Origin of the sequence: Filimonas zeae (assembly GCF_014641615.1) — a bacterium.
GTDB lineage: Bacteria > Bacteroidota > Bacteroidia > Chitinophagales > Chitinophagaceae > Filimonas > Filimonas zeae.
This window is the reverse complement of the sequence record NZ_BMIB01000006.1, coordinates 363,477-385,866: the sequence shown is the minus strand read 5'-3', so window position 1 is coordinate 385,866 and position 22,390 is coordinate 363,477. Positions and strand designations below refer to the sequence as shown.

Annotated in this window: 20 protein-coding genes; 16 read left to right on the top strand and 4 right to left on the bottom strand. The window is 45.5% G+C overall.

Annotated elements, in window-relative coordinates:
- The first annotated feature begins 72 nt into the window (after positions 1-72).
- From IEY13_RS27815 to IEY13_RS27800, 4 genes are all read left to right on the top strand, one after another.
- On the top strand, positions 73-2,436 hold the full coding sequence (locus tag IEY13_RS27815) for an ATP-dependent helicase (protein ID WP_188958670.1): 2,364 nt from the start codon (positions 73-75) through the stop codon (positions 2,434-2,436).
- Between the two features lie 184 nt (positions 2,437-2,620).
- On the top strand, positions 2,621-3,190 hold the full coding sequence (locus IEY13_RS27810; RefSeq protein ID WP_188958668.1) for a peroxiredoxin: 570 nt from the start codon (positions 2,621-2,623) through the stop codon (positions 3,188-3,190).
- A gap of 81 nt (positions 3,191-3,271) precedes the next feature.
- Positions 3,272-3,868, top strand: a complete 597-nt coding sequence (locus IEY13_RS27805; RefSeq protein ID WP_188958667.1) for a carboxymuconolactone decarboxylase family protein — start codon at positions 3,272-3,274, stop codon at positions 3,866-3,868.
- A 108-nt stretch (positions 3,869-3,976) separates the two neighbouring features.
- Positions 3,977-4,576 (top strand): NifU family protein, encoded by a 600-nt coding sequence (locus IEY13_RS27800; protein WP_188958665.1) that lies wholly within the window; start codon positions 3,977-3,979, stop codon positions 4,574-4,576.
- A gap of 17 nt (positions 4,577-4,593) precedes the next feature.
- Here IEY13_RS27800 and IEY13_RS27795 read toward each other — a convergent pair whose 3' ends face one another.
- Positions 4,594-5,751 carry an AI-2E family transporter gene (locus IEY13_RS27795; protein ID WP_188958663.1) on the bottom strand — a complete coding sequence of 386 codons (1,158 nt, stop codon included), beginning with the start codon at positions 5,749-5,751 and terminating at the stop codon, positions 4,594-4,596.
- 75 nt (positions 5,752-5,826) lie between these two features.
- Here IEY13_RS27795 and pnuC point away from each other — a divergent pair, with 75 nt between their 5' ends.
- Together pnuC and IEY13_RS27785 are read left to right on the top strand one after the other, a co-directional pair.
- Positions 5,827-6,444: a nicotinamide riboside transporter PnuC gene (pnuC, locus tag IEY13_RS27790; protein ID WP_188958661.1), complete on the top strand. Its 618-nt coding sequence runs from the start codon at positions 5,827-5,829 to the stop codon at positions 6,442-6,444.
- Positions 6,441-6,971, top strand: coding sequence for an AAA family ATPase (locus tag IEY13_RS27785; protein WP_188958659.1), 531 nt, complete (start codon positions 6,441-6,443; stop codon positions 6,969-6,971). Before pnuC ends, IEY13_RS27785 begins: the two co-directional genes overlap by 4 nt.
- On the opposite strand, the gene IEY13_RS27780 is transcribed toward IEY13_RS27785, so the two are convergent.
- Positions 6,968-7,786, bottom strand: a complete 819-nt coding sequence (locus IEY13_RS27780) for a sterol desaturase family protein (RefSeq protein WP_188958657.1) — start codon at positions 7,784-7,786, stop codon at positions 6,968-6,970. The genes IEY13_RS27785 and IEY13_RS27780 overlap by 4 nt on opposite strands.
- A gap of 82 nt (positions 7,787-7,868) precedes the next feature.
- Positions 7,869-8,984 (bottom strand): DNA polymerase III subunit beta, encoded by a 1,116-nt coding sequence (gene dnaN / locus IEY13_RS27775; RefSeq protein ID WP_188958655.1) that lies wholly within the window; start codon positions 8,982-8,984, stop codon positions 7,869-7,871.
- 159 nt (positions 8,985-9,143) lie between these two features.
- Between dnaN and IEY13_RS27770 the strand changes: the two genes are divergently transcribed.
- The 6 genes from IEY13_RS27770 (at position 9,144) to IEY13_RS27745 (ending at position 15,508) form a co-directional block, all read left to right on the top strand.
- Positions 9,144-9,635, top strand: coding sequence for a regulatory protein RecX (locus IEY13_RS27770; RefSeq protein WP_188958650.1), 492 nt, complete (start codon positions 9,144-9,146; stop codon positions 9,633-9,635).
- Positions 9,636-9,671: 36 nt separating this feature from the next.
- The gene (locus IEY13_RS27765; protein ID WP_229688047.1) at positions 9,672-10,751 is read left to right on the top strand and encodes an iron-containing alcohol dehydrogenase family protein; all 1,080 of its coding nucleotides are present in this window, start codon (positions 9,672-9,674) and stop codon (positions 10,749-10,751) included.
- A 292-nt stretch (positions 10,752-11,043) separates the two neighbouring features.
- Entirely contained in the window at positions 11,044-12,093 is a 1,050-nt protein-coding gene (recA, locus tag IEY13_RS27760; protein ID WP_188958648.1) for a recombinase RecA, read from the top strand.
- 93 nt (positions 12,094-12,186) lie between these two features.
- On the top strand, positions 12,187-12,765 hold the full coding sequence (locus tag IEY13_RS27755; RefSeq protein ID WP_188958646.1) for a Crp/Fnr family transcriptional regulator: 579 nt from the start codon (positions 12,187-12,189) through the stop codon (positions 12,763-12,765).
- Between the two features lie 27 nt (positions 12,766-12,792).
- Positions 12,793-13,251, top strand: coding sequence for a methylglyoxal synthase (locus tag IEY13_RS27750; RefSeq protein ID WP_188958644.1), 459 nt, complete (start codon positions 12,793-12,795; stop codon positions 13,249-13,251).
- Positions 13,252-13,261: 10 nt separating this feature from the next.
- Positions 13,262-15,508 carry a transferrin receptor-like dimerization domain-containing protein gene (locus IEY13_RS27745; protein WP_229688046.1) on the top strand — a complete coding sequence of 749 codons (2,247 nt, stop codon included), beginning with the start codon at positions 13,262-13,264 and terminating at the stop codon, positions 15,506-15,508.
- Here the strand turns inward: IEY13_RS27745 and rpiA are convergent, their stop codons facing one another.
- Positions 15,509-16,204, bottom strand: coding sequence for a ribose-5-phosphate isomerase RpiA (rpiA, locus tag IEY13_RS27740; RefSeq protein ID WP_188958642.1), 696 nt, complete (start codon positions 16,202-16,204; stop codon positions 15,509-15,511).
- Positions 16,205-16,326: 122 nt separating this feature from the next.
- On the opposite strand from rpiA, the gene uvrB reads away from it, so the two are divergent.
- Genes uvrB through IEY13_RS27720 form a run of 4 tightly spaced genes read left to right on the top strand, consistent with a single transcriptional unit; the run spans position 16,327 to position 22,369 of the window.
- The gene (gene uvrB / locus IEY13_RS27735) at positions 16,327-18,369 is read left to right on the top strand and encodes an excinuclease ABC subunit UvrB (RefSeq protein ID WP_308421195.1); all 2,043 of its coding nucleotides are present in this window, start codon (positions 16,327-16,329) and stop codon (positions 18,367-18,369) included.
- Positions 18,370-18,397: 28 nt separating this feature from the next.
- Entirely contained in the window at positions 18,398-19,135 is a 738-nt protein-coding gene (locus tag IEY13_RS27730; RefSeq protein ID WP_188958639.1) for a ParA family protein, read from the top strand.
- Between the two features lie 21 nt (positions 19,136-19,156).
- Complete coding sequence (locus IEY13_RS27725; RefSeq protein ID WP_188958638.1) at positions 19,157-21,622, top strand: AsmA family protein; 2,466 nt, start codon at positions 19,157-19,159, stop codon at positions 21,620-21,622.
- Positions 21,623-21,661: 39 nt separating this feature from the next.
- Entirely contained in the window at positions 21,662-22,369 is a 708-nt protein-coding gene (locus tag IEY13_RS27720; RefSeq protein ID WP_188958636.1) for a DsbA family oxidoreductase, read from the top strand.
- Positions 22,370-22,390: the final 21 nt, after the last annotated feature.

Sequence of the window (22,390 nt, the reverse complement as noted above, 5' to 3'; positions counted from 1 at the left end):
AGATACTGCCTTCCCGTTCACATAAATATTCACGATAGCAAAACATCTCACCGGCTTTCTTACCTTCGCGGGATGCAACATTTATTGAGTGGATTGAATGAACAGCAGCTTGCTGCTGCTACACATATTAACGGACCATTGATGATTGTAGCCGGTGCGGGAAGTGGTAAAACCAAAGTGCTGACCACCCGCATAGCTTACCTGATGGCAAACGGAGTTGATTCTTTTAATATACTGGCGCTGACTTTTACCAACAAAGCCGCTCATGAAATGAAAGAGCGTATTGGTAAAATGCTGGGTAATAATGAGGCCCGTAACCTGTATATAGGAACCTTCCACAGTGTGTTTGCCCGTTTACTGCGTGGTGAAGCACACCATATAGGTTACCCCAACAGCTTTACTATTTATGATACAGACGACAGCCGTAGCGTGCTGAAGACTGTTATTAACGAACTGAACCTTGACGACAAACATTATAAACCGAACGTAGTACACAGCCGTATTTCTGCTGCGAAGAACGCCTTACTTGGTCCGGCCCAATATGCGGCTGACCGTGGTATGCAGGAAGATGATATGCGCGCCAACCGTCCGGCTATTGCACAGATTTATCAGGCTTATGCCGCCCGTTGTTTTAAAAACGGCGCTATGGACTTTGATGATCTGCTGTTGAAAATGCACGAACTGCTGAAGAACTTTCCGGCTGTACTGCACAAGTACCAGCACAAGTTCAAGTACATCATGATTGATGAGTATCAGGATACCAACCCGGTGCAGTACGAAATCACCAAATTACTGGCCGCTGCCAATGAAAATATTTGTGTGGTAGGTGATGATGCACAGAGTATCTATAGCTTCCGTGGTGCTACCATTGAAAACATTCTTCAGTTTCAGAAAGACTATGATGATGTAAAGGTGGTAAAGCTGGAACAGAACTACCGCAGTACCAAAAGCATTCTGCATGTTGCCAACGAGGTAATCAAGAACAACACCGGTCAGATTGCAAAAGACCTGTGGACGCAGAACGCCAACGGTGAAAAGATAAAGCTTGTTCGTACCATGACGGATAACGAAGAAGGGAAGTTTACTGCCGATACCATTAAAGAACAAAAGCTCCGCAACCATTACAGTAATAAAGACTTTGCCATTTTATACCGTACCAACGCACAAAGCCGGGCTTTTGAAGAAAGCCTGCGCCGTTTGGGTATTGCGTATAAAATTTTTGGTGGTCTCAGCTTCTATCAGCGCAAAGAGGTAAAAGACTTCATTGCTTATCTGCGTGTTATTGCCAACACCCGTGATGAGGAAGCATTGAAGCGTATTATCAACTATCCTGTTCGCGGTATTGGTAAAACCACGGTGGAGCGCGCAGTGATTGTGGCCAATGAGCAGAATATTACTTTGTGGGAAGTGTTCGCCTCTGCGGGTGGATATGGTTTTAAAGCTGGTACACTGGAAAGCATCAACAACTTCGTTACCATGATGAAGTATTTTCAAACGATGCTTACCGATAAAAACGCTTCGGATGTAGCGGTACAGGTGGGTAAACATACCGGCCTGGTAAAAGAACTGTTTGCCGATAAAACGGTAGAGGGTCTGGCCCGTTACGAAAACGTGCAGGAATTAATGAACTCCATTAAAGAATGGACGGAAAGCCCGGACAGTGAAGATGGAGAAGTTACCGATAAATCGCTCGGTGCTTATCTGCAGCAGATTACGCTGTTAACAGATGCGGACAATGACAAAGAGGACAGCGATGTGGTAAAGATGATGACTATTCACGCTGCAAAAGGCCTGGAGTTTCCGGTGGTGTTTGTTGGTGGTGTGGAAGAAAGCATTTTCCCCAGCGGTATGAGTATAAATACACGCGAAGAACTGGAAGAAGAACGCCGTCTGTTTTATGTGGCAGTTACCCGCGCCAAAGACAAGCTATGGTTAACTTTTGCCAACAGCCGTTACCGCTTTGGTAACCTGGTGCAGAATGAGCCCAGTCGCTTTCTGGAAGAAATGCCTGCCGACTATGTAGATAGAACCTATGCCGGCGGCGGCGCCCGTAACCAGGGTGGCGTAAGCAATATGGGTAGTGCTTTTGAGCGAATGCAGCGTGGCTTTGGTGGAGATGCAGCTTCTGCAGAAAGAAGATATGGCCCCCCACCCGCAAAAAAAACAAGTGCTCCGGCAGCAGGTACTGCCAAGCCTTCTTATATGCCGCCGCCTAAAGCAGCGCCGGTAGTATCACATACGCCTTCGGCTGATTTTGTACCCAGCGATACCAGCAATCTACAGGTAGGCCAGCAGGTAGAGCATCAGAAATTTGGCTTTGGTCAGGTAACCAAAATGGAAGGCTCTGCCCACAACCCCATTGCCACCGTTATGTTTAAGCAGAACGGTGAAAAGAAAATCATGCTTAACTACGCCAAATTAAGGATTGTGGGATAGTGAAATGTGTTTTCCGTTTTCATCAATAAAATCTATCAGGCAATAGAGAATAACAATTTGACAGGTGTGTGTTTACGGTGCATTTTTGCACCCGTAACACACACCTGTTTCAGGTAATACTTGCCAGAGAAAAGTTGTATAGTTCAGGAATTAATTAAGTAATAGTATAAAAGATCATCCCATTATGAGTAACAAAGTATTATCTATCGGAAGCCAGTTTCCTGCTTTTACCAAGAAAGCCGTTGTATCTATCGAAAAAGGAAAAGAGTTTACAGAGATCACTGAGAAAATTGGTTCTGCTGATGGCAAATGGACAGTAATATTCTGGTGGCCTAAAGATTTCACTTTCGTATGTCCTACTGAAATTGCTGAATTCAACAAAAAGCACAGCGAGTTTACCGACCGTGATACTGTTCTGATTGGTGCTTCTACCGATTCTGAGTTTGTACATGCTGCATGGAGAAGAGACCACGCTGACCTGCGTGACCTGAAATTTCCTATGCTGGCTGATACATCCAAGAGCCTGGCAGAAGAACTGGGTATTCTGGACGACAACGAAAAAATTGCATACCGCGCTACTTTCATCATCGACCCTCAGGGTATTGTACGTTGGGTTAGCGTGTATGATCTGAGCGTAGGCCGTAGCGTACAGGAAGTAATCCGTGTACTGGACGCCCTGCAAACAGACGAACTGTGTCCTTGTAACTGGAGCAAAGGCGAAGAAACATTAACTACAGCGCTGTCACTGAACTAAGAGCGGCTTTATTTTATTGATGAGACAAGTTACGGTACGGCAGGATTATTCCTGCCGTATTTGTAAGCAAAGCAAAATACCATGAGCGAAGTACTGATTCAAAACGAGACATTTGTTAACCTGCTGAATGAAGTAGGTATTCCTTCCTATACACCTTCTGCCAATGCACAGGCATTATTACAGGTAGAAGCCAAATACATTAAAGACCTGAAGATTAATGTTAGCAACGTTTTAAATAATTCGCAGAACCTGAACAGAAAAGAGGCGTTACTGCTGGCTTTGTCTGTAGCGGTAAACGAGCGTTTTGACCTGCTGAAACAATCATTTACAGAGCTGGCTACTGCTGCGGGTGCTACGGAAGCAGAAATTGCAGAGGTGATTGCCTGTACTTCTTTGATGAATACCAACAACGTGTTCTACCGTTTCAGGCACTTTATGCACAAAGACTTTTACAACAACCAGCCTGCAGGCATCAAAATGAGCATTATGATGAGTCCTGTACTGGGTAAAGAGTTTTTTGAGCTGCTGAGCCTGGTGGTTTCTTCCATTAACGGCTGTGAAATGTGTGTAACTTCTCACGAACAGTCCGTATTACAGCACAACAGTAGCGAAAGCCGTGTGTTTGAGGCCGTTAAACTGGGTGCTGTTATTAAAGGTTTGATTACCATTTTGTCTTAAATAGTTGAAATGTAAGGTATTGTATTCCATGGCGACATATTGCCGCCGTGGAAGTAAGCCTTAAGCACTAAACTTTGTACCTTTGTTGATAAGGTAAAAAGATGCGTTATGATTAAAACAGGAAATCCCGTTATTAGCATATATACGGAAATGACACCCAACCCGGAGACCATGAAATTTGTGGCCAACAAATTATTGTATCCCGGTAAGAGCATTGACTTTGCAGATGAGAGCCTGGCAGGCCCTTCTCCCCTGGCGAAAGAATTATTCAGCTTTCCTTTTATCAGGAGCGTATTTATTGCCAGCAATTTTGTAACGCTGACAAAAACCAACGATACAGAAGACTGGCATGATGTAATACCTACCATTAAACAGTTTCTGAAAGATTATCTGGAAAACGGCGGTGTAGTAATTAACGAGGAAGAAGTAGCCAAAATTAAACAGGAAGCTACCAACACCGTTACTGCTGACGATGACGATGTGGTAAAAAGAATTAAGGAGTTACTGGATAACTACGTTAAACCTGCAGTTGAAATGGATGGCGGTGCTATTCAGTTCAAAAGTTACAACGAAGGCATTGTTAACCTGATGTTACAGGGTAGCTGCAGTGGTTGTCCTTCTTCTATGATTACGCTGAAAGCTGGTATTGAAGGCATGATGAAGCGTATGATACCTGAAGTAAAAGAAGTAGTAGCAGAAGCTGAATAAGCTTTTCTGCTACTTTGCTATATAGCGGGCGGTGGAGCTGCTGGTGGATCATTTTCTTTTGCCGGAGTTACTATAACAACTTCAGGAATTATTTCCTGAGTTACCGGCACTATTACAGGTTTGTCACCGGTTTCATCGCCTAATAATATGCCCCAGGCATGCAGTGATTCGACACCATCAAAAATCACTTTCAGTATTGCCATAAAAGGTATTGCCAGAAACATACCTGCTATGCCCCAGATAGCGCTGCCTATTATAACACCCACAATAGTTACCAGTGCATTTATTTTTACTTTAGAGCCTACCACTTTTGGCAGCAGAATATTGCTGTCTATAATGTGTACAATTACCAGTACAACAGCCACACCAAAAACGGTAGCCGGTGTATTGGTGGTAAACGTAATAAGCATGCTTAAAATGCAGGCGGTAAAAATGCCTACATACGGTATCAGGTTTAGCAGGGCAGCTATTACACCCAGCATAAGAGCATACTTTACACCCAGTATAAAAAAGCCCGCACAGTTCATAATAGCCACAATCACCATTTCAATAATCAGCCCCGCAATATAGCTTTTGATTACATGGCGGGTTTTGCCCATGATAGTATGTACCAGTGGGGTATGTTGCTCCTGAAAGCTTTTAATGAAAAAACGCGTGATGATACCCCGGTACAGCAGCAGCAGAAAAGTGTAAATGGGTATAAGCACCATATATATCAGCGCACTGGATAACGTAGATACGGTAGTACCTACCAGTGAGGAGGTGTGCGATAATGTTTGTGAAGTAGCAGAATTGAGAAACTCCGTCATTTTAGCTGAGCTGATATGAAAACGTTGCTGAATCCATATTTCCAGATCCAGCAGGGCCTGCTGTAGTTGTACACCCAGTTTAGGCAGATCGTTCTGAAAGCTGATTAACTGTGAGGAGATAAAATACAGTATGATGGATATCACAATCAGAAAAAGCAATACTGATATGGCCGCTGCCATGGTGCGTGGCATTTTACGCTTTTCCAGAAAGTCGCAGGGGCTCATTAAAATGATACTGAACAACCCGGCAAAAGAAAGCGGCACCAGAATACTCTGCCCTACATACATAAGCAGACAGATTAACACAATGCTGATTAGACAGTGACTGAGTTTTACATAAAAGGGCTGTGGCGTTGCTGCTGGCATATAGCGTATTTACGGCTGTTGTAAATATAGCAGTTAAAAGCACCGGAAGGTATATTTGCTGTTAACTTTGAAAGGATGGAAGAACTGATACACCGGTTTATGGAAGGGCTGCGGGCTACCACCCTCCCGGAGGGCATAGCCGTACTTACGGGCATAGCCAGTGTATACTTTTCACGCTCTGCCAATATTCTGGTATATCCGTTCGGGGTTATCAGTACCGCTATTTATGTATACATCAGTTTTGCCGGCGGCCTGTATGCTGAAGGTGGGTTGAATGTGTATTACGTGGTCATGAATATAATCGGTTGGTATATGTGGCTACAAAAAGATACCACCGGTGAAAAAGTATTAAAGATCACCGTATCTAACCGGCGGGATTGGCAGCAGCAACTGCTCTTTTTTGGCGGCATGTGGTTACTACTGTATGAAATACTGGCGCGATTTACCAACAGTACCGTTCCGGTAGAAGATGCACTGGCTTCAGCCGCGGCTTACACCGGTATGTTACTGATGAACCGTAAAAAAGTGGAAAACTGGTTGTGGTGGAGCATCACCAACATAGTGTCTATACCTTTGTATTTTATAAAAGGATATGTATTTACCAGCGTACAGTTTATGGTATTTCTGACGCTGGCTATTTCAGGGTGGATTACATGGTACCGCACCTGGAAACGTGAAAAAGAGATGGCATGAAGAAAATAGTAGTGATAGGTCCGGAGTCAACCGGCAAAAGTACCTTATGTGAACAACTGGCGCAGCACTATCAAACACAGTGGTGTCCGGAATATGCCAGGGAATACCTCCTTACCCATGGCAGCAATTACCAGTTTGCTGATCTGCTAACTATTGCCAAAGGCCAGCTGGCGCTGGAAGACCGCCATGCACAGGAAGCACAACAGAAAAATCCGCTGTTATTTATTGATACGGATATGTATGTAATGAAGGTGTGGTGTGAATATGTGTTTGGTAAATGCCATTCCTTTATACTGGAAGAAATTGTAACCAGAAAGTATGATCTGTACCTGCTGTGCGATATAGACCTGCCCTGGGTAAAAGACGAACTGCGCGAATATCCCGATGAACAGCCCCGGCGGGAATTATACCAGATTTATAAAGACATTCTGATTAACCAGTCCACCCCCTGGGTAAGCATCAGCGGCAGTTATGAGCAGCGGCTGCAAAAAGCAATAGCCGCAGTGAAAAAGCATATAGCGGATTAATAATCGGTTTTAATGGTACGGTCAAAGGGTAGCAGCAGTTGCTCTTTCAGGTTTTCATCTCCCCTGCCAGCCAGTACATCCAGCCCATACTGCAGGTGTTGCGTACCTCCGGAATGATAGGTGCCAAACAATCTATCCCAGAAGGTAAAGATGTTTCCATAGTTGGAATCTGTTTCGGGCCGTTTGAAATGATGGTGTACCCGGTGCATAGCAGGTGTAACAATTACCAGCCGGAGTACTTTATCAATTGCCGCCGGCAGTTTTATGTTAGCATGGTTAAACTGAGACAACACAACTGAAAGTGACTGATACAACATAACCAGCCAGATAGGTGCACCGGTAACACCCACCGCCAGCAGGGTAAATATCGCGCGGAAAACACTTTCGCCCGGATGGTGCCTGTTGGCAGTAGTAGTATCCACATGCAGATCGGAATGGTGTACCATGTGAAATTTCCACATCCACTTTATTTTATGCTCAATCAGATGCACCAGATAAGCGCCTATCAGGTCCAGCAAAGGCAACCCAACCAGCAGCGCCAGCCATAAAGGAGCTTGCAACCATTGCACAATACCAAAGCCTTCCCGCACGCACCAGTCGCTGGTGTATACAATCAGCAATGCAAAACCAAAGTTGATGATGATGGTAGTGAAAGTGAAGAAGAAATTGATCCACGCATGTTTCCATTTGTTATAGGCAAAGGCAGTAAGTGGAACAGCGCTTTCAATGAGCCAGAACAGTGTGATGCCTCCGGCCAGAATGAGCGCGCGGTGGGAAGAAGGAATATGTTCAAAGTAAAGGGCAAGCTTTTCCATGGCAAGCGTTTTTCAGCTAAACCAATTTACAAAAAAACTCCCGTTTGCGGCGGGAGTTTTCTGTATAAGAAAAGAGACTTTATTAACTGTTTAACATCAGTGGCATTACCAGCATCAGCAATTCTTCTTCTTCTGCCTGCTCGGTAGGTTTAATAATACCGGCTTTGGTAGAGGTAGACAGTTCAATCTTCACTTCATCGCTGTTGGCAGCGTTCAGCATTTCAATCAGAAACTTGGCGTTGAATGCAATCTGCAGGTCTTCACCATCGTACTGACAGCTCATGCGTTCGTTACCTTCAAAGCTGAAATCCACATCCTGTGCAGCCAGTTGCAATTCGCTTCCGCTGATGCTGAGGGCAACCTGGTTGGTGCTTTTGTTACTGAATACGCTTACACGACGCAGGGCGCTCTGGAAGTCAGACTTCTGCACCAGCAGTTTATACGGGTTATCGGTAGGGATAACTACTTTATAATCCGGGAAACGTGCATCAATTAAACGACAAATCAGTTGGGTAGAACCGTGTGTAACAAATAAGTGACTGGCATTATAGTTAACAGTCAGCTCATCATCGCTATCAGGTAATGCGTTCTTCAGAAGGTTCAAAGGTTTTTTAGGCGCAATGAAGTTGTCTTCCTTAGGGCATTTTACGTTTGTTTTTTTGTAGCGCACCAGACGGTGTGCATCGGTAGCCACAAATTGAATGAAGTCTTTGTGCAGTTCAAAGTAAACACCCGTCATTGCCGGACGTAAGTCATCGTTACTAACGGCAAAAAGTGTTTTATTAATAGCAGTAAGAAGAGAGCTGCTGCTGATTGTAAAGCTATTGGTATCATCAGCAACAGGCTCTTTAGGAAAATTGTCAGGATTTTCGCCCATCACCTTGTACTTACCATTGTCGCTGGTAATTTCAATAGCGAAGTTTTTATCAATGCTGAAAGTAAGGGGCTGGTCCGGAATATTTTTTAAAGAATCAATCAGGATTTTCGCAGGGATACATACTTTACCATTGGCCTTGCTTTCCACCTCCATTTGTACGCGCATCACGGTTTCCAGGTCAGTGGCCACAATGGTCAGCTTTTTGTCCTCTATCTCAAATAAGAAATCTTCCAGGATAGGCAGAACTGTATTAGAGTTAATTACCCCGCTGATTTGTTGTAAGTGTTTTAATAAGGAAGAAGACGATACAATAAATTTCATATTGTCACTGCAATTTTTTGTGTTGGCAACAAACCTACAGCAAAATTATTAATCTACGCTAATTAGAATGGGCATACTATGCACATAAGTGTACCAATTTGAAGTATTTGTGTTTAAATCCGGGATATTTTCGGCAGAAAATCAGCATTTTGCACTACTATGCAGTTTCCGGGCCGTGAAATACCGAAAGAAAAAGCCATACCCAAAATAAGGCATTACTGCGCCTACCAGGAAAGAACCCACCAGGAGGTAAAGGAGAAATTGTATGGTTTTGGACTGCGCAAAACCGATGTGGAAGAAATTCTGGTAAACCTGATTGCCGAGGATTATCTGAACGAAGAGCGGTTTGCCTGTCAGTTTGCCGGTGGTAAATTCCGCATGAAAAAATGGGGCCGTATTAAAATTACCCACGAACTGAAGCAACGGCAGGTAAGCGCCTATAATATTAAAACCGCACTGGCCTCTATACCGGAGGAAGATTACACCGCCACATTAACCCGGCTGGCAGAAGATAAATGGGAAACGCTGGAGCGCGAAACAGGTATAACCCGCTTTGCCAAAACCATAAACTATCTGGTGCAGAAAGGGTTTGAATATCCGCTGGCTAAAATAGCGGTGGATGCCTGTAGTAAAGGCATAGATTCTAATTAAGTAAACATATTACCTTCGCTTTTCTAAAATGCAGCTATGGCACAGTTTCGAAACTTCAGAATGGTCAATTACGTGGTATATGGAAGGGGCTCGTTTAATCAGTTAGACGAAATTCTGGCTCCGCAGCGTAAGGGCGATGCGCCGATGATCTTTTTTGTGGATGAATATTTTCAGGATCAGCAGGAATTTTTATCCCGCATTCCGTTAAGGGGCAAGGATAAGATTGTAATTATAGATGTTACCTACGAACCCAAAACTTCCGGCGTGGATAAACTGCGCGACGATCTGAAAGCAGAATTCGGAACCGTAAGCGGTATTATTGGTATTGGCGGCGGTTCTGTAATGGATACTGCCAAAGCGGTAGCGCTGATGATGACCAACCCCGGCTCCTCTGTGGATTATCAGGGATGGGATCTGGTAAAAGTACCCGGCGTATACAAAGCGGGTATACCCACTATTGCCGGTACCGGTGCCGAGGTTAGCCGTACCTGTGTATTAACCGGCCCTACCCGCAAACTGGGCATGAACTCTGACTTTACCACTTTTGACCAGATTGTGCTGGACCCCGAACTGTGCAAAACCGTACCGGCCAACCAGCGTTTTTATACTGCTATGGATTGCTTTATCCACTGCGTGGAATCTTTAAACGGTACCTACCTGAACGCTTTCAGCCAGAGCTATGGCGAAAAAGCACAGGTATTATGCGAAGAAGTGTTCCTGGATAAAGACGTTTGGGATGATGAGTGCGACGAAAAACTGGTAATGGCCTCTTATGCTGGTGGTATGAGCATAGCTTACAGCCAGGTGGGGGTAGCTCATGCGGTAAGTTATGGCCTGGCCTACGTGCTGGGCACCAAACATGGTATTGGCAACTGTATAGTTTTTGACAAACTGGAAGAATATTATCCTGAAGGCGTTGAGAAATTCAAACGCATGGTGGAGAAGCATAAAATTGAAATTCCGCAGGGTATTACCAAAGGACTGACCGAAGAGCAGTTTGAAAGTATGATCAGCGTATCGCTGGGTATGAAACCGCTGTGGGAAAATGCACTGGGTAAAGACTGGGAAAGCATTATGACCCGCGAAAAACTAAGAGCGTTGTACGAGCGTTTGTAGCACAAACAAAATTGTTTCTTTAATAAACCAGCTGAGGGTGTATCTGATGAGGATGCACCTTCTTTTTTTGTGTTTGGGGCTCCGGTTTTCCGGGAGCTTTCCTTCGGTTATCCTTCGCTCATGCTTTACTCCCGTTCGATGCAGGGGAAAACGGATGGAGAAACCATTGCTAAAGGGCTGCCAAAAAAGTTGGAATAAAAAAACTAAATAAATTAGTGTTGATAATAAAATTGTTCTACTTTTATGGCCTTGAGTAACTTGGTTACTGAAAACACTTTAAAATATACTTACTATGTCAAATGCAGACAAACTCAAAGCGCTGAAGTTAACTATAGATAAAATTGATAAGGATTTTGGTAAGGGCAGCGTAATGATGATGAATGAGCGGGCGGATAAAGAAATGGAAGTTGTTTCTACCGGTTCTATCGGACTGGATCTGGCGCTCGGCATCGGTGGTTTACCTAAGGGTCGTATCATTGAAATTTATGGTCCTGAATCTTCCGGTAAAACCACGCTTTCTACCCACGTTATTGCAGAAGCGCAGAAAAAAGGCGGTATCTGTGCTATAGTGGATGCGGAACATGCGTTTGACAGTGCGTATGCGAGAAAGCTGGGTGTAGATGTAGACAGCCTGTTGATTTCTCAGCCTGACTATGGTGAGCAGGCACTGGAAATTGCTGACCGTTTAATTTTATCCGGTGCGCTGGATGTGGTGGTAATTGACTCTGTGGCGGCGCTGGTACCCAAGGGTGAACTGGAAGGCGAAATGGGTGATAGCAAAATGGGCTTACAGGCCCGTTTGATGAGCCAGGCCTTACGTAAGCTTACGGCTACCATCAGCAAAACCAACACGGTTTGTATATTCATCAACCAGCTGCGTGAAAAAATCGGTGTTATGTTCGGCAACCCCGAAACTACTACCGGTGGTAACGCTTTGAAATTCTATGCATCAGTAAGGTTAGATATCCGCCGTTCCACTCAGATTAAAGATGGTGATGAGGCCATTGGTAACCGTGTGAAAGTGAAAGTGGTGAAAAACAAAGTAGCGCCTCCTTTCCGCAGCACTGAGTTCGATATCATTTTTGGAGAAGGTATCAGCAAAGTGGGTGAGATTATAGATATGGGTGTGGAATTGGGTATTATACAAAAAAGTGGTAGCTGGTTCAGCTACGACAGCAACAAGTTAGGTCAGGGCCGTGAAGCAGTAAAACAACTGATTATGGATAATCCTGAGCTGGCAGCTGAAATTGAAGGAAAAATACGGGCCAAAGTAGCTGCCGTTCAGAGCGGTGCAGCAGAAGTGAAGCCGGCAGCAGCTGCTGCGGCCGCTGCTGAAGCATAAGCTACAGCCTTACATATATGTTTGGGGGTTTAGTAAGTATGAGCCATCCCGGTTCTCCGGGAGGGCTTTTTCATTTATCTTTAGCTTACATATATGTATAATCGTATCCGGGAAAACATATCCCGAAGGGTTTCCTTATCAGCGCAGGAACTTGTAGAAATAGAAAATTGCGCCCGTAAGGTTGCTCTTAAAAAGAAGAGCCGTTTACTGCATTCAGGCGAAGTGTGTAACTATCTCGTTTTTGTAAACACCGGAGCAGTCCGCTCATTTTCAGCAGACAATAAAGGCGTGGAGCAGATTGTTCAGTTTGCTTTTGAAGACAACTGGGTAAGCGATCTGTATAGCTATGTTTCGGAGGCCCCTGCTATATTATCTATTGAAAGTATGGAAGACAGTGAACTGCTTCTTTTTTACAAAGAAGACATGGAAAAGCTGTACCAGACTATTCCCGCATTAGAACGCTGGATGCGCCTGCTGCTACAAAACGCTTATGTACGCTTGCAGCGGCGGTTGGTTTTATCATTAAGTATGCCTGCCGAAGAGCGGTATGCCGAATTGCTACAATCTTACCCGGATATTCTCAACCGGGTTCCCCTGATTTATATTGCCTCCTACCTGGGAATTACCCCGGAAAGTTTAAGCCGCATCCGCCGTCAGTTATCCGCAAAATAAAAATGCAGAAATGCCTTATTATTGCGTATGCCTAAAATTAAAAAACTGGCAGCCAGGAAAAGAATTGCCATGGTTGCGCATGACAACAGGAAAGCAGATCTGATAAAATGGGCTGCCTCTAACAAAGACCAACTGAGACAGCATGAGTTGATAGCGACAGGAACTACAGGCAGATTACTGGAGGAAATGCTGGAGATACCCGTAAAAAGAGTATTGAGCGGCCCCTTGGGTGGCGACCAGCAACTGGGTGCTATGATAGCTACCGGTGAAATTGATATTATGATCTTTTTCTGGGACCCTATGGAAGCCCAGCCACACGACAGCGATGTAAAAGCTTTACTGCGGCTGGTGGTAGCCTGGAATATTCCCATGGCCTGCGACAGGGCAACAGCGGATTTTATTATGACTTCTCCTTACATGAGCAGTGAATACGAGGCAGCGGTGCCTGATTACACAGACTATTTATCGAGAGGAATACATACCTAATTCAATAGACATGAAAACCATAACTGTACAATCGGTCATTGCCGGTATGCTGCTGCTTACTAACGGTGCTGCTTTTGCACAATCTGCTTTTAAAACGCTGCCGGGCTTTACCGATAAAACAAGTGCTGCCCAGTTACAGACTGAGGCACAGTTTGATCAGCTGGTAAATGCAGACAATATTGGCAAAACCATATTTGATCTGGCGGCTCGCCCGCATCATATAGGCTCTGCTAACGGTAAGGCTGTAGCCGATAAAGTAGCTGCTAAGTTTAAAAGTTATGGTTTTGATGTAAAAACGGAAGTGTTTCAGGTATTGTTTCCTACGCCCCGTGTTCGTGAACTGGAATTGATTTCGCCTACTACTTATAAAGCGTTGCTGAAAGAACCGGCGCTGAAGGAAGACCCCACTTCCGGTCAGGATGGTCAGTTGCCTACTTACAATGCATGGGGTGCTGATGGTGATGTAACCGGAGAGCTGGTTTTTGTGAATTACGGGTTACCGGCAGATTATGAACAGCTGGAAAGACTGGGTATTGATGTAAAAGGGAAAATTGTAATTGCTAAATATGGCCGGTCATGGCGGGGCATTAAACCCAAGATAGCCCAGGAGCATGGTGCGCTGGGTTGTATTATATATTCTGATCCCAAAGATGATGGTTATTTCAGGGGAGATGTTTACCCCAAAGGCGCTTTTAAAAATGAATATGGTGTACAGAGAGGCTCGGTAATGGATATGGTTATTTACCCCGGCGATCCGCTTACTCCTTTTGTAGGTTCTACCGAAGGCGTTACCCGGCTGGACAGATCAAAAGCTACCAATCTGCTGAAGATACCGGTACTACCTATCAGCTACCACGATGCTAAACCGCTGCTGGAAGCATTACAGGGCCCGGTGGCTCCGGAAGACTGGCGCGGTGCCTTGCCTATTACTTATCATGTAGGTCCTGGTAAAGCAAAAGTGCATCTGAAAGTGGAGAACGACTGGAAGCAAACCCCCTGTTACGATGTAATAGCTACTTTACGCGGAGTAGAGTATCCTGATGAATGGGTGATGCGTGGCAACCACCACGATGCGTGGGTAAATGGTGCGGCTGACCCAATAAGTGGTTTGGCTGCCTTACTGGAAGAAGCCAAAGCCATTGGTGAACTAGCCAAAAAAGGCTGGCGCCCCAAACGTACGCTGGTGTATTGTGCCTGGGACGGTGAAGAGCCGGGCTTACTCGGTTCTACGGAATGGGTAGAAACACATGCGGCGGAGCTGGAAGAAAAAGCAGTGGTGTATATTAATTCCGATGGCAACGGCCGTGGTTTTCTGCAGGCAGGTGGTTCACATGCTCTGGAGCCGCTGATGGATGATATTGCGAAAACGGTAACAGACCCGCAAACCAAAGTAAGTGTTTTTGAACGCCGGAAAGCAGCGGAGATTATAAGAGCGGCTACGACTGCCTCCCGCAGAGAAGCGCTTTCTAAAAGATCTTTAAGTCTGAGTGCGCTCGGTTCCGGTTCAGACTATTCTTCCTTTTTGCAGCACCTGGGTATTCCCAGCTTAAACCTGGAGTTTGGCGGAGAAGACGAAGGTGGGGAATATCACTCTATTTACGATTCGTATTACGACTATGCGCATTTTAAAGATTCCGGTTTTGCGTACGGTGTAGCGCTGGCGCAAACTGCCGGCCGCGCAGCCCTGCGTATGGCAAACGCAGAAATACTGCCTTTTAATTTCCGGAATGTATACAATACCATCAATGGCTATGTAGCAGATTTACTAACGCAGGTTGATCAGATGCGGGAGAACACGGTGCTGGAAAACCAGATTATCCGCAGCCGTGCGTATAAACTGGCGGCAGACCCGCAATTGGTAAACTTTCCGCCCAAAATAAAAGCGGAAGTGCCTTATATGGACTTCTCCCCTTTGCAAAATGCAATGCAGGATCTGGATAAGGTTACCCGTTTGGCAGGCGACTCACTGAGTAAGTTTTTAAACACGGCCAACGACCACGGGCCTATTAATAAATTGCTGTACCAGGCCGAGCAGCAGTTACTAAGCGTAAAAGGATTACCCGGCCGCCCCTGGTATAAACATACTTTATATGCCCCCGGGTTTTATACCGGCTATGGCGTAAAAACAATGCCCGGCGTGCGCGAAGCTATTGAACAGCGCAAGTGGGAACAGGCCCAGCAACAGATTAATGTTGCGGCTGATGCCATACGGCAACTGGCAGATCATCTGTATCTGCTGGCCAAACTGGCCGGTTAGTTATGAGGTGGTGCTGGTAGTGGTGGTTATCCGTCCGTCGGCATAACCCACTACTGCTATATCTGCCATAGAAACAAAGAGGCCGGTTTCTACCACACCGGGTATCAGGTGCAGTGCCTCATTTAGTTCTGCGGGATCAGATATCTGACCGAAATGGCAGTCCAGAATGTAATGGCCATGATCTGATACAAACGTACCCCCGTTCTTTTCCCTCAGTTCCACCAGCTGACAGCCCAACTGCTGCATTACTTTCTTTTGTACCTGTTTCCATCCAAACGGAATTACTTCTACCGGTAAAGGAAACTTGCCGAGGGTGTTTACCACCTTGTTTTCATCGGCAATAATTATCAGCTGTTTGGATGCTGCAGCTACTATCTTTTCCTGTAACAACGCACCGCCTCCGCCTTTAATCAGTTGCAGGCCGGGGGCTATTTCATCAGCTCCATCCAGTGTAAGTGCCAGTTGATCTACGTTGTTCAGATCGGCCAGTGGTATACCCAGTTCGGTAGCCAGGGTTTGCGTTTGCCGGGAAGTGGGTACGGCACGGAAATGTAATCCGCTTTGCACACGCTTTCCCAGTTCCTGTAGCAGCCAGTAAACGGTGCTTCCGGTTCCGAGCCCGATGGTCATACCCTGCTCCACATAATCTGCGGCATAGGCGCCGGTTCTTTTTTTAATTTCTTCCTGGGAAAACATGTCTATAGTATTGTATGCTTGTTTTAAAATTACAACATTCTGCTACATACCGTGTTATCAATAGAAGAACCTTTTAACATTCCCGCAAGCAGCTTATTGCGTAACTTGCTGTACCAATAAATATGCCTTTCAAACTACACGCACCATATTCTCCGGGAGGAGATCAGCCTTCTGCAATTGCGCAACTGACCGAAGGTTTGCAGAACGGTGATATGCAACAGACTTTACTGGGTGTTACCGGATCGGGTAAAACGTTTACCATTGCCAATGTAATTGCCAATGTACAGCGCCCTACCCTGGTACTTACCCATAACAAAACCCTGGTAGCGCAGCTGTACGGGGAGTTTAAACAGTTTTTTCCGGAGAATGCCGTTGGCTACTTCGTAAGCTATTACGATTACTATCAGCCGGAAGCATACATGCCGGTAAGTGATACGTACATAGAAAAAGACCTGAGTATTAATGAAGAGCTGGATAAGCTGCGTTTGCAGGCTACCAGTGAATTACTTACCGGCCGCCGCGATATTATTGTGGTAGCCAGTGTAAGTTGTATATATGGTATGGGTAACCCTACCGAATTTGAGAATGGTATAATACGCATACATAAAGGGCAGATCATCAGCCGCCAGGCTTTTTTGCATAGTCTGGTAAACAGCCTGTACAGCCGTACGCAGGTGGAATTTAAAAGAGGAACGTTTCGCGTGAAGGGCGATACGGTAGATATTAACCTGCCTTATAACGATTACGGATACCGGATTACTTTTTTTGGAGATGAAATTGAAGAAATAGAGAGCATAGATGTACAAACTACCAAGCGTATAGGCACGGTAGAAAATGCCGCCATCTTTCCGGCCAACCTGTACCTGGCGCCGAAGGATATGCAGCAGCAGATATTGTATGAGATACAGGATGAAATGGCGGCGCAGGTAGAGTACTACAAAGCTTCCGGCAAACTGATTGAGGCGCAGCGATTGAAAGAACGTGTGGAATACGATCTGGAAATGATACGGGAACTGGGCTACTGTAATGGTATTGAAAACTACTCCCGCTTTTTCGATCGTCGTCATCCCGGAACACGCCCTTTCTGTTTATTAGACTATTTTCCGAAAGACTTTTTGTGTGTGATAGATGAGAGCCACCAGACCATTCCGCAGATAGCGGGTATGTACGGTGGTGACCGCAGCCGCAAACTGGTGCTGGTAGATTACGGTTTCAGGTTACCCAGTGCGCTGGATAACCGCCCGCTGAACTTTCATGAATTTCAGAGCATGACAGGCCAGACCATTTATGTAAGTGCCACACCGGGCGATTTTGAACTGGAGCAAACCGGTGGTATTGTGGTGGAACAGGTTGTACGCCCTACCGGCCTGCTGGACCCGCCCATAGAAATACGCCCCAGTATTAACCAGATTGATGACCTGCTGAATGAAATAGACCTGCGGGTTAAGAAAGGTGACCGTGTATTGGTAACTACCCTTACCAAACGCATGGCTGAGGAAATGGATAAATACCTGCAGCGTATCAATATCAAATCCAAATACATTCACAGTGATGTGGATACTCTGGAGCGGGTAGAGATATTGCGCCAGTTACGTTTGGGGGAAATTGATGTACTTGTAGGTGTAAACCTGTTGAGGGAAGGCCTGGATTTGCCTGAAGTATCGCTGGTAGCTATACTGGATGCTGATAAAGAAGGATTTTTACGTAACGAGCGCTCGCTTACGCAAACAGCAGGGCGCGCGGCCCGTAACGCAGATGGTCTGGTAATTTTCTATGCAGATAACATGACAGAGAGCATGCAGCGTACTATAGATGAAACCAGCCGCAGACGTGAGAAGCAGATGGCGTTTAACACCCTGCATGGTATTACCCCCAGAACGGTGAAGAAATCTATAGAGCAGATTATGAAACAAACATCGGTACTGGATATTAAAGGGTACGATGTAAAAGATAAATACGCTATTCAGCCTGATGAGGGCCTGGTACAGAACATGGCTGCCGAAGAGCAGGAAGTGTATAAAACCATTCCGCAGATGGAGAAAGGCATTACCAAAGTGAAGAAGGAAATGGAAAAAGCCGCGAGGGACCTGGACTTTATAGAGGCTGCGCGACTGCGGGATGAGATGTTCCGTTTACAGAAAGAGCTGGAAGCGATGAAAAAATAGTGTAAATTCCGCTATAAAACTTTTCGGTATGACTTCACTGGCCTTGTACAACCTGAAAGGTGGAGTGGGAAAAACTGCGGGTGCTGTTAACCTGGCTTATCTGGCAGCAGCAGAAGGATGGAAAACACTGTTATGGGACCTGGACCCGCAGGGCTCTTCTTCTTTTTACTTTGATGTTGAGTCAACACACAAAAACACCAGCAAAAAAATACTGACGGAAGAGCTTTTGCTGGAAGATGCCGCAGTAGGAACCTCTTACAACAATCTGTGGGTAATACCCGCAGACCTTTCTGCCCGGCATGCAGATGTGGTGTTGGACGATATGAAGCAGAGCAAGAAAAAACTAAAGTCTCTGCTGGCTACGTTGAAAGGTTACGATATTGTTTTGCTGGATTGCCCACCCGGAATTTCCCTTATTCATGATAATATTTTTCAGGCTACGGATGTGGTGCTGATGCCCAATATTCCCACTACCCTGTCCATGCGCTCGTATGATACGGTAGTAGCTTATTTTCAGGAACACGGCCTGGAAGCAGACAAGGTGAAATGCTTTTTCAGCATGGTAGACCATCGTAAAAATCTGCATCATGAGATTATGCAGCAGTTTTACCGGGATAAAGTGTTTCTGAAAAGCTATATCCCCTACCTGAGTGATATTGAAAAGATGGGCGTAAACCACCTGCCGCTTTTTGAATTTGCCAACAGCAGTTATGCCGCGCAATGCTATCGCGATCTTTGGCATGAAATTAAAAAGATACTACCCTAAATATGTTTGTTAAACACCCCTATGAAAGAATGGATCAGGCATAAGGCAGTGAGAATAAGCGCCATGGTATTACTGGCGTTGATAGCGTTGGTTACGATAGCTATTGTTATTGCGCAGATCTATATCTCTTCCCATAAAAGTGAATTACTACAGAATATTAATCAGCAGTTGAGTAAAACCCTGAAGGGAGATGTGCATATTCAGGATTTAGAAGTAAATGCCTGGGCGCATTTTCCGCAGATAAACGTTTCGCTGCAAAAGGTTACCATAACAGATTCCCAATATCACCGGCCACTGGCAAACATTCAGGAGGTATCTACCCGTATTCCCGTGCTTTCTGTTTTGCGCAAAAATGTATTGGTGCGTTATGTGCGGTTGTACAAAGGCAAAGTGCATCTTTTTACAGATTCCTCCGGCTATACCAATACCTACCTGCTGAGTGTAAAACCGGGAACTTCTTCTGCGAAAACAGAGAAAAAGCAGATTATAATTCGCGAGATTGAACTGGAGGAGGTTGATGCCATAGCAGAGAACCTGCAAAAGCATAAGCGGTTTGAGGTGTATTTTAAAAAGCTGGACGCCCGTATCAGAAAGAAAGATTCGCTGGTTTTACTGGACGTGCGGGAAAACGTGGTGGTAAAAGGGCTGGGTTTTAATCTGGAAAAAGGAAGCTATCTGGCAGATAAACCGTTAAGCGGCCGTTGGAAAATGACTTATAATGTAGCGCAGAAAACATTGTCTTTTCCCCAGACAGATGTGAAGATAGACGGACATCCTTTTATGCTGAAAGGGGAATTTGTGTTTGGCGACAGCAGTAGTGCCCGTTTTGCGCTGGATATTAACACCCGGAAGATTGCTTACCAGAAAGCCGCTTCTCTGTTAACCCAGCATATACAACAGAAGCTGGGAATTGTGGGGCTGGATAGACCCCTGCATCTTACCGCAAGGCTGGAAGGTTCGTTGGGTCCGCGACAGACACCGCATGTACAGGTGCGGGCAGAGATAAAAGACAATATACTGGTTACACCGCTGGCCAGATTTGAATCCTGCGATTTTCTGGCTTATTTCACCAATGAAGTGGTGGCTGGTTTACCCCGGAACGATGAAAACTCCCGCATTATGCTTACCAGTTTTTCCGCAGCCTGGGGTGGCGCTCTGTTTAAAGGGCAACAGGTAGTGCTGGATAATCTGAAACAACCACGGCTTGCTTTTGATGTAAATTCCCAATGTGCACTGTCTGCACTTGACAATAAGATAGGCTTACAAACCCTGCGTTTTTTACAGGGAACAGCAGAGGTGAATTTACGTTACAACGGCCCCATTGGTATAAATGCAGATATTACCCGTTACCTGAGCGGCAATCTGTTCATTAACGATGGTACTGTGCATTACGAGCCCCGCGACCTTACTTTTTCGCAATGTAAAGGGCAGCTGGAGTTTTCACCGGATGAAATTCATACCACGGGAATGGAATGCAGTGTGGGTAGAAACCATTTTCGTGTAAAGCTGGAAGGGAATAATCTGAGTACGTTATATGAAGATGCCGGCATACAGAAAGCCAGCTTATACTGTGAGGTAGGCACCGGGTATCTGAACCTGGCCGATTTTCGCAGCCTGTTCAATAGCGGCAAACGCCGTAAAGCACCTACCCGCAACATACGTAAACTGGCCCAGGCGGCCAGCCGGTTTGATGATCTGCTGGAGAAAGGTGAATTCCGTTTAAAAATTGCAGCTGATACTATTGAACTCAATCATTTCAGTGCTACCCAGCTTACCGGTGAAGTGGTGTTTAACAGCAACGACTGGCAGATACGGAATGTGAGTGTTCAGCATGGCGGGGGTTCTTTGCAATTACGGGGTAACTTACAGCAACTGGCTAATAATACGCACAAAGCCAGTACAGATATAACACTCACCAATGTAGATGTGCGTAAGACCTTTTATGCGTTTGATAATTTTGGTCAGCACGGTATTACCTCTGCCAACCTGCGCGGCCGGTTGTCGGCACATGCCAATCTGCGCCTTATGCTGAATAACCGGGGGGACATTGTTGGGAATACCATGAACGGCCTTGTGTTTTTCTCCCTGAAAGATGGAGAACTGGTAAAGTTTGAGCCGCTGGAAAACATCAAAAATTTCATATTCCGGGATAAAGATCTGAGTCATGTACAGTTTGCAGAACTGAAAGACAGCCTGATTATCAAAGACAGTGAGATTAAGATAAAGAGGATGGAAATTCATTCTTCTATTATGACCCTGTATGTAGAGGGGCTGTACAGTCTGCGGGGAAATACAGATATCAGTATTCAGATACCCCTGCACAATTTTGTTTCAGCTCAGGAGAAAAATCCCCGTAACAAAGGGGCAAATGCCAAAATGGGTGCGAGTATACACCTGCGGGCGCGGCCTGACTTAAAGGGTAACATTAAAATAGGGCTGGATTTGTTTAAGAAGTACCGCAAAGCCCATAAAAACGATCCCCCGTAAAGAAATACTACCTTTGCTTACTGGTTAAACTTCAGATGTATGAAAGTGGAGATATGGTCGGACGTAGCTTGTCCGTTTTGTTATATAGGAAAGAGAAGGTTTGAAGCAGCACTGGCTCAGTTTCCGGGTGCGGCGGATTTGCAGGTAGAATGGCGCAGCTTTCAGCTGAACCCTGACCTGAAAGATGGTGCATATGCCAATCTGGAAGAATATCTGAGCAAAACAAAAGGCTGGCCGGTAGAAAAAGTGCGTGAAATTCAGGCACATGTAACGCAGATGGCTGCCGGAGACGGGCTGGAATATCACATGGATAAAACCGTACTGGCCAATACCTACCATGCCCACCGCCTGATACAAATGGCTAAAGCTGCTGGTAAGGGTGATGAAATGGAAGAAATTCTGTTTCGTGCCTATTTTATAGAGGGCAGAAATGTGGCTGACTTTGATACGCTGATTGAACTGGGAGCAGAAGCCGGCCTGGATGCCGCCGCTATACCGGATGTATTGAAACAGCATACCTATGCCAGCCAGGTACAACTGGACGTAGTGGAAGCCAAAGCGATAGGCGTAACCGGAGTACCGTTTTTTGTGATGAACAGGCGATATGCTGTATCCGGAGCGCAGGAAGTGGGGGTTTTTCTGCAGACACTGGAAAAATCGTTTGGCGAATGGAAGGAGCAACAAGCTGAAGCGTTGATACAGGTAAACGGGGCAAACGCTTGTGAACCTGGCGGCGATTGTGCATAACCAGCACAGCAGGAAGGAATT

Coding starts and splice junctions, on each gene's coding strand:
- IEY13_RS27765 (WP_229688047.1), top strand. CDS start 9,672: ATGGCACAGTTTCGAAACTTCAGAATGGTCAATTACGTGGTATATGGA.
- IEY13_RS27720 (WP_188958636.1), top strand. CDS start 21,662: ATGAAAGTGGAGATATGGTCGGACGTAGCTTGTCCGTTTTGTTATATA.
- uvrB (WP_308421195.1), top strand. CDS start 16,327: ATGCCTTTCAAACTACACGCACCATATTCTCCGGGAGGAGATCAGCCT.
- IEY13_RS27805 (WP_188958667.1), top strand. CDS start 3,272: ATGAGCGAAGTACTGATTCAAAACGAGACATTTGTTAACCTGCTGAAT.
- IEY13_RS27750 (WP_188958644.1), top strand. CDS start 12,793: ATGCCTAAAATTAAAAAACTGGCAGCCAGGAAAAGAATTGCCATGGTT.
- IEY13_RS27770 (WP_188958650.1), top strand. CDS start 9,144: ATGCAGTTTCCGGGCCGTGAAATACCGAAAGAAAAAGCCATACCCAAA.
- pnuC (WP_188958661.1), top strand. CDS start 5,827: ATGGAAGAACTGATACACCGGTTTATGGAAGGGCTGCGGGCTACCACC.
- IEY13_RS27780 (WP_188958657.1), bottom strand. CDS start 7,786: ATGGAAAAGCTTGCCCTTTACTTTGAACATATTCCTTCTTCCCACCGC.
- dnaN (WP_188958655.1), bottom strand. CDS start 8,984: ATGAAATTTATTGTATCGTCTTCTTCCTTATTAAAACACTTACAACAA.
- IEY13_RS27745 (WP_229688046.1), top strand. CDS start 13,262: ATGAAAACCATAACTGTACAATCGGTCATTGCCGGTATGCTGCTGCTT.
- IEY13_RS27800 (WP_188958665.1), top strand. CDS start 3,977: ATGATTAAAACAGGAAATCCCGTTATTAGCATATATACGGAAATGACA.
- IEY13_RS27785 (WP_188958659.1), top strand. CDS start 6,441: ATGAAGAAAATAGTAGTGATAGGTCCGGAGTCAACCGGCAAAAGTACC.
- IEY13_RS27810 (WP_188958668.1), top strand. CDS start 2,621: ATGAGTAACAAAGTATTATCTATCGGAAGCCAGTTTCCTGCTTTTACC.
- IEY13_RS27815 (WP_188958670.1), top strand. CDS start 73: ATGCAACATTTATTGAGTGGATTGAATGAACAGCAGCTTGCTGCTGCT.
- IEY13_RS27730 (WP_188958639.1), top strand. CDS start 18,398: ATGACTTCACTGGCCTTGTACAACCTGAAAGGTGGAGTGGGAAAAACT.
- IEY13_RS27755 (WP_188958646.1), top strand. CDS start 12,187: ATGTATAATCGTATCCGGGAAAACATATCCCGAAGGGTTTCCTTATCA.
- recA (WP_188958648.1), top strand. CDS start 11,044: ATGTCAAATGCAGACAAACTCAAAGCGCTGAAGTTAACTATAGATAAA.
- IEY13_RS27795 (WP_188958663.1), bottom strand. CDS start 5,751: ATGCCAGCAGCAACGCCACAGCCCTTTTATGTAAAACTCAGTCACTGT.
- rpiA (WP_188958642.1), bottom strand. CDS start 16,204: ATGTTTTCCCAGGAAGAAATTAAAAAAAGAACCGGCGCCTATGCCGCA.
- IEY13_RS27725 (WP_188958638.1), top strand. CDS start 19,157: ATGAAAGAATGGATCAGGCATAAGGCAGTGAGAATAAGCGCCATGGTA.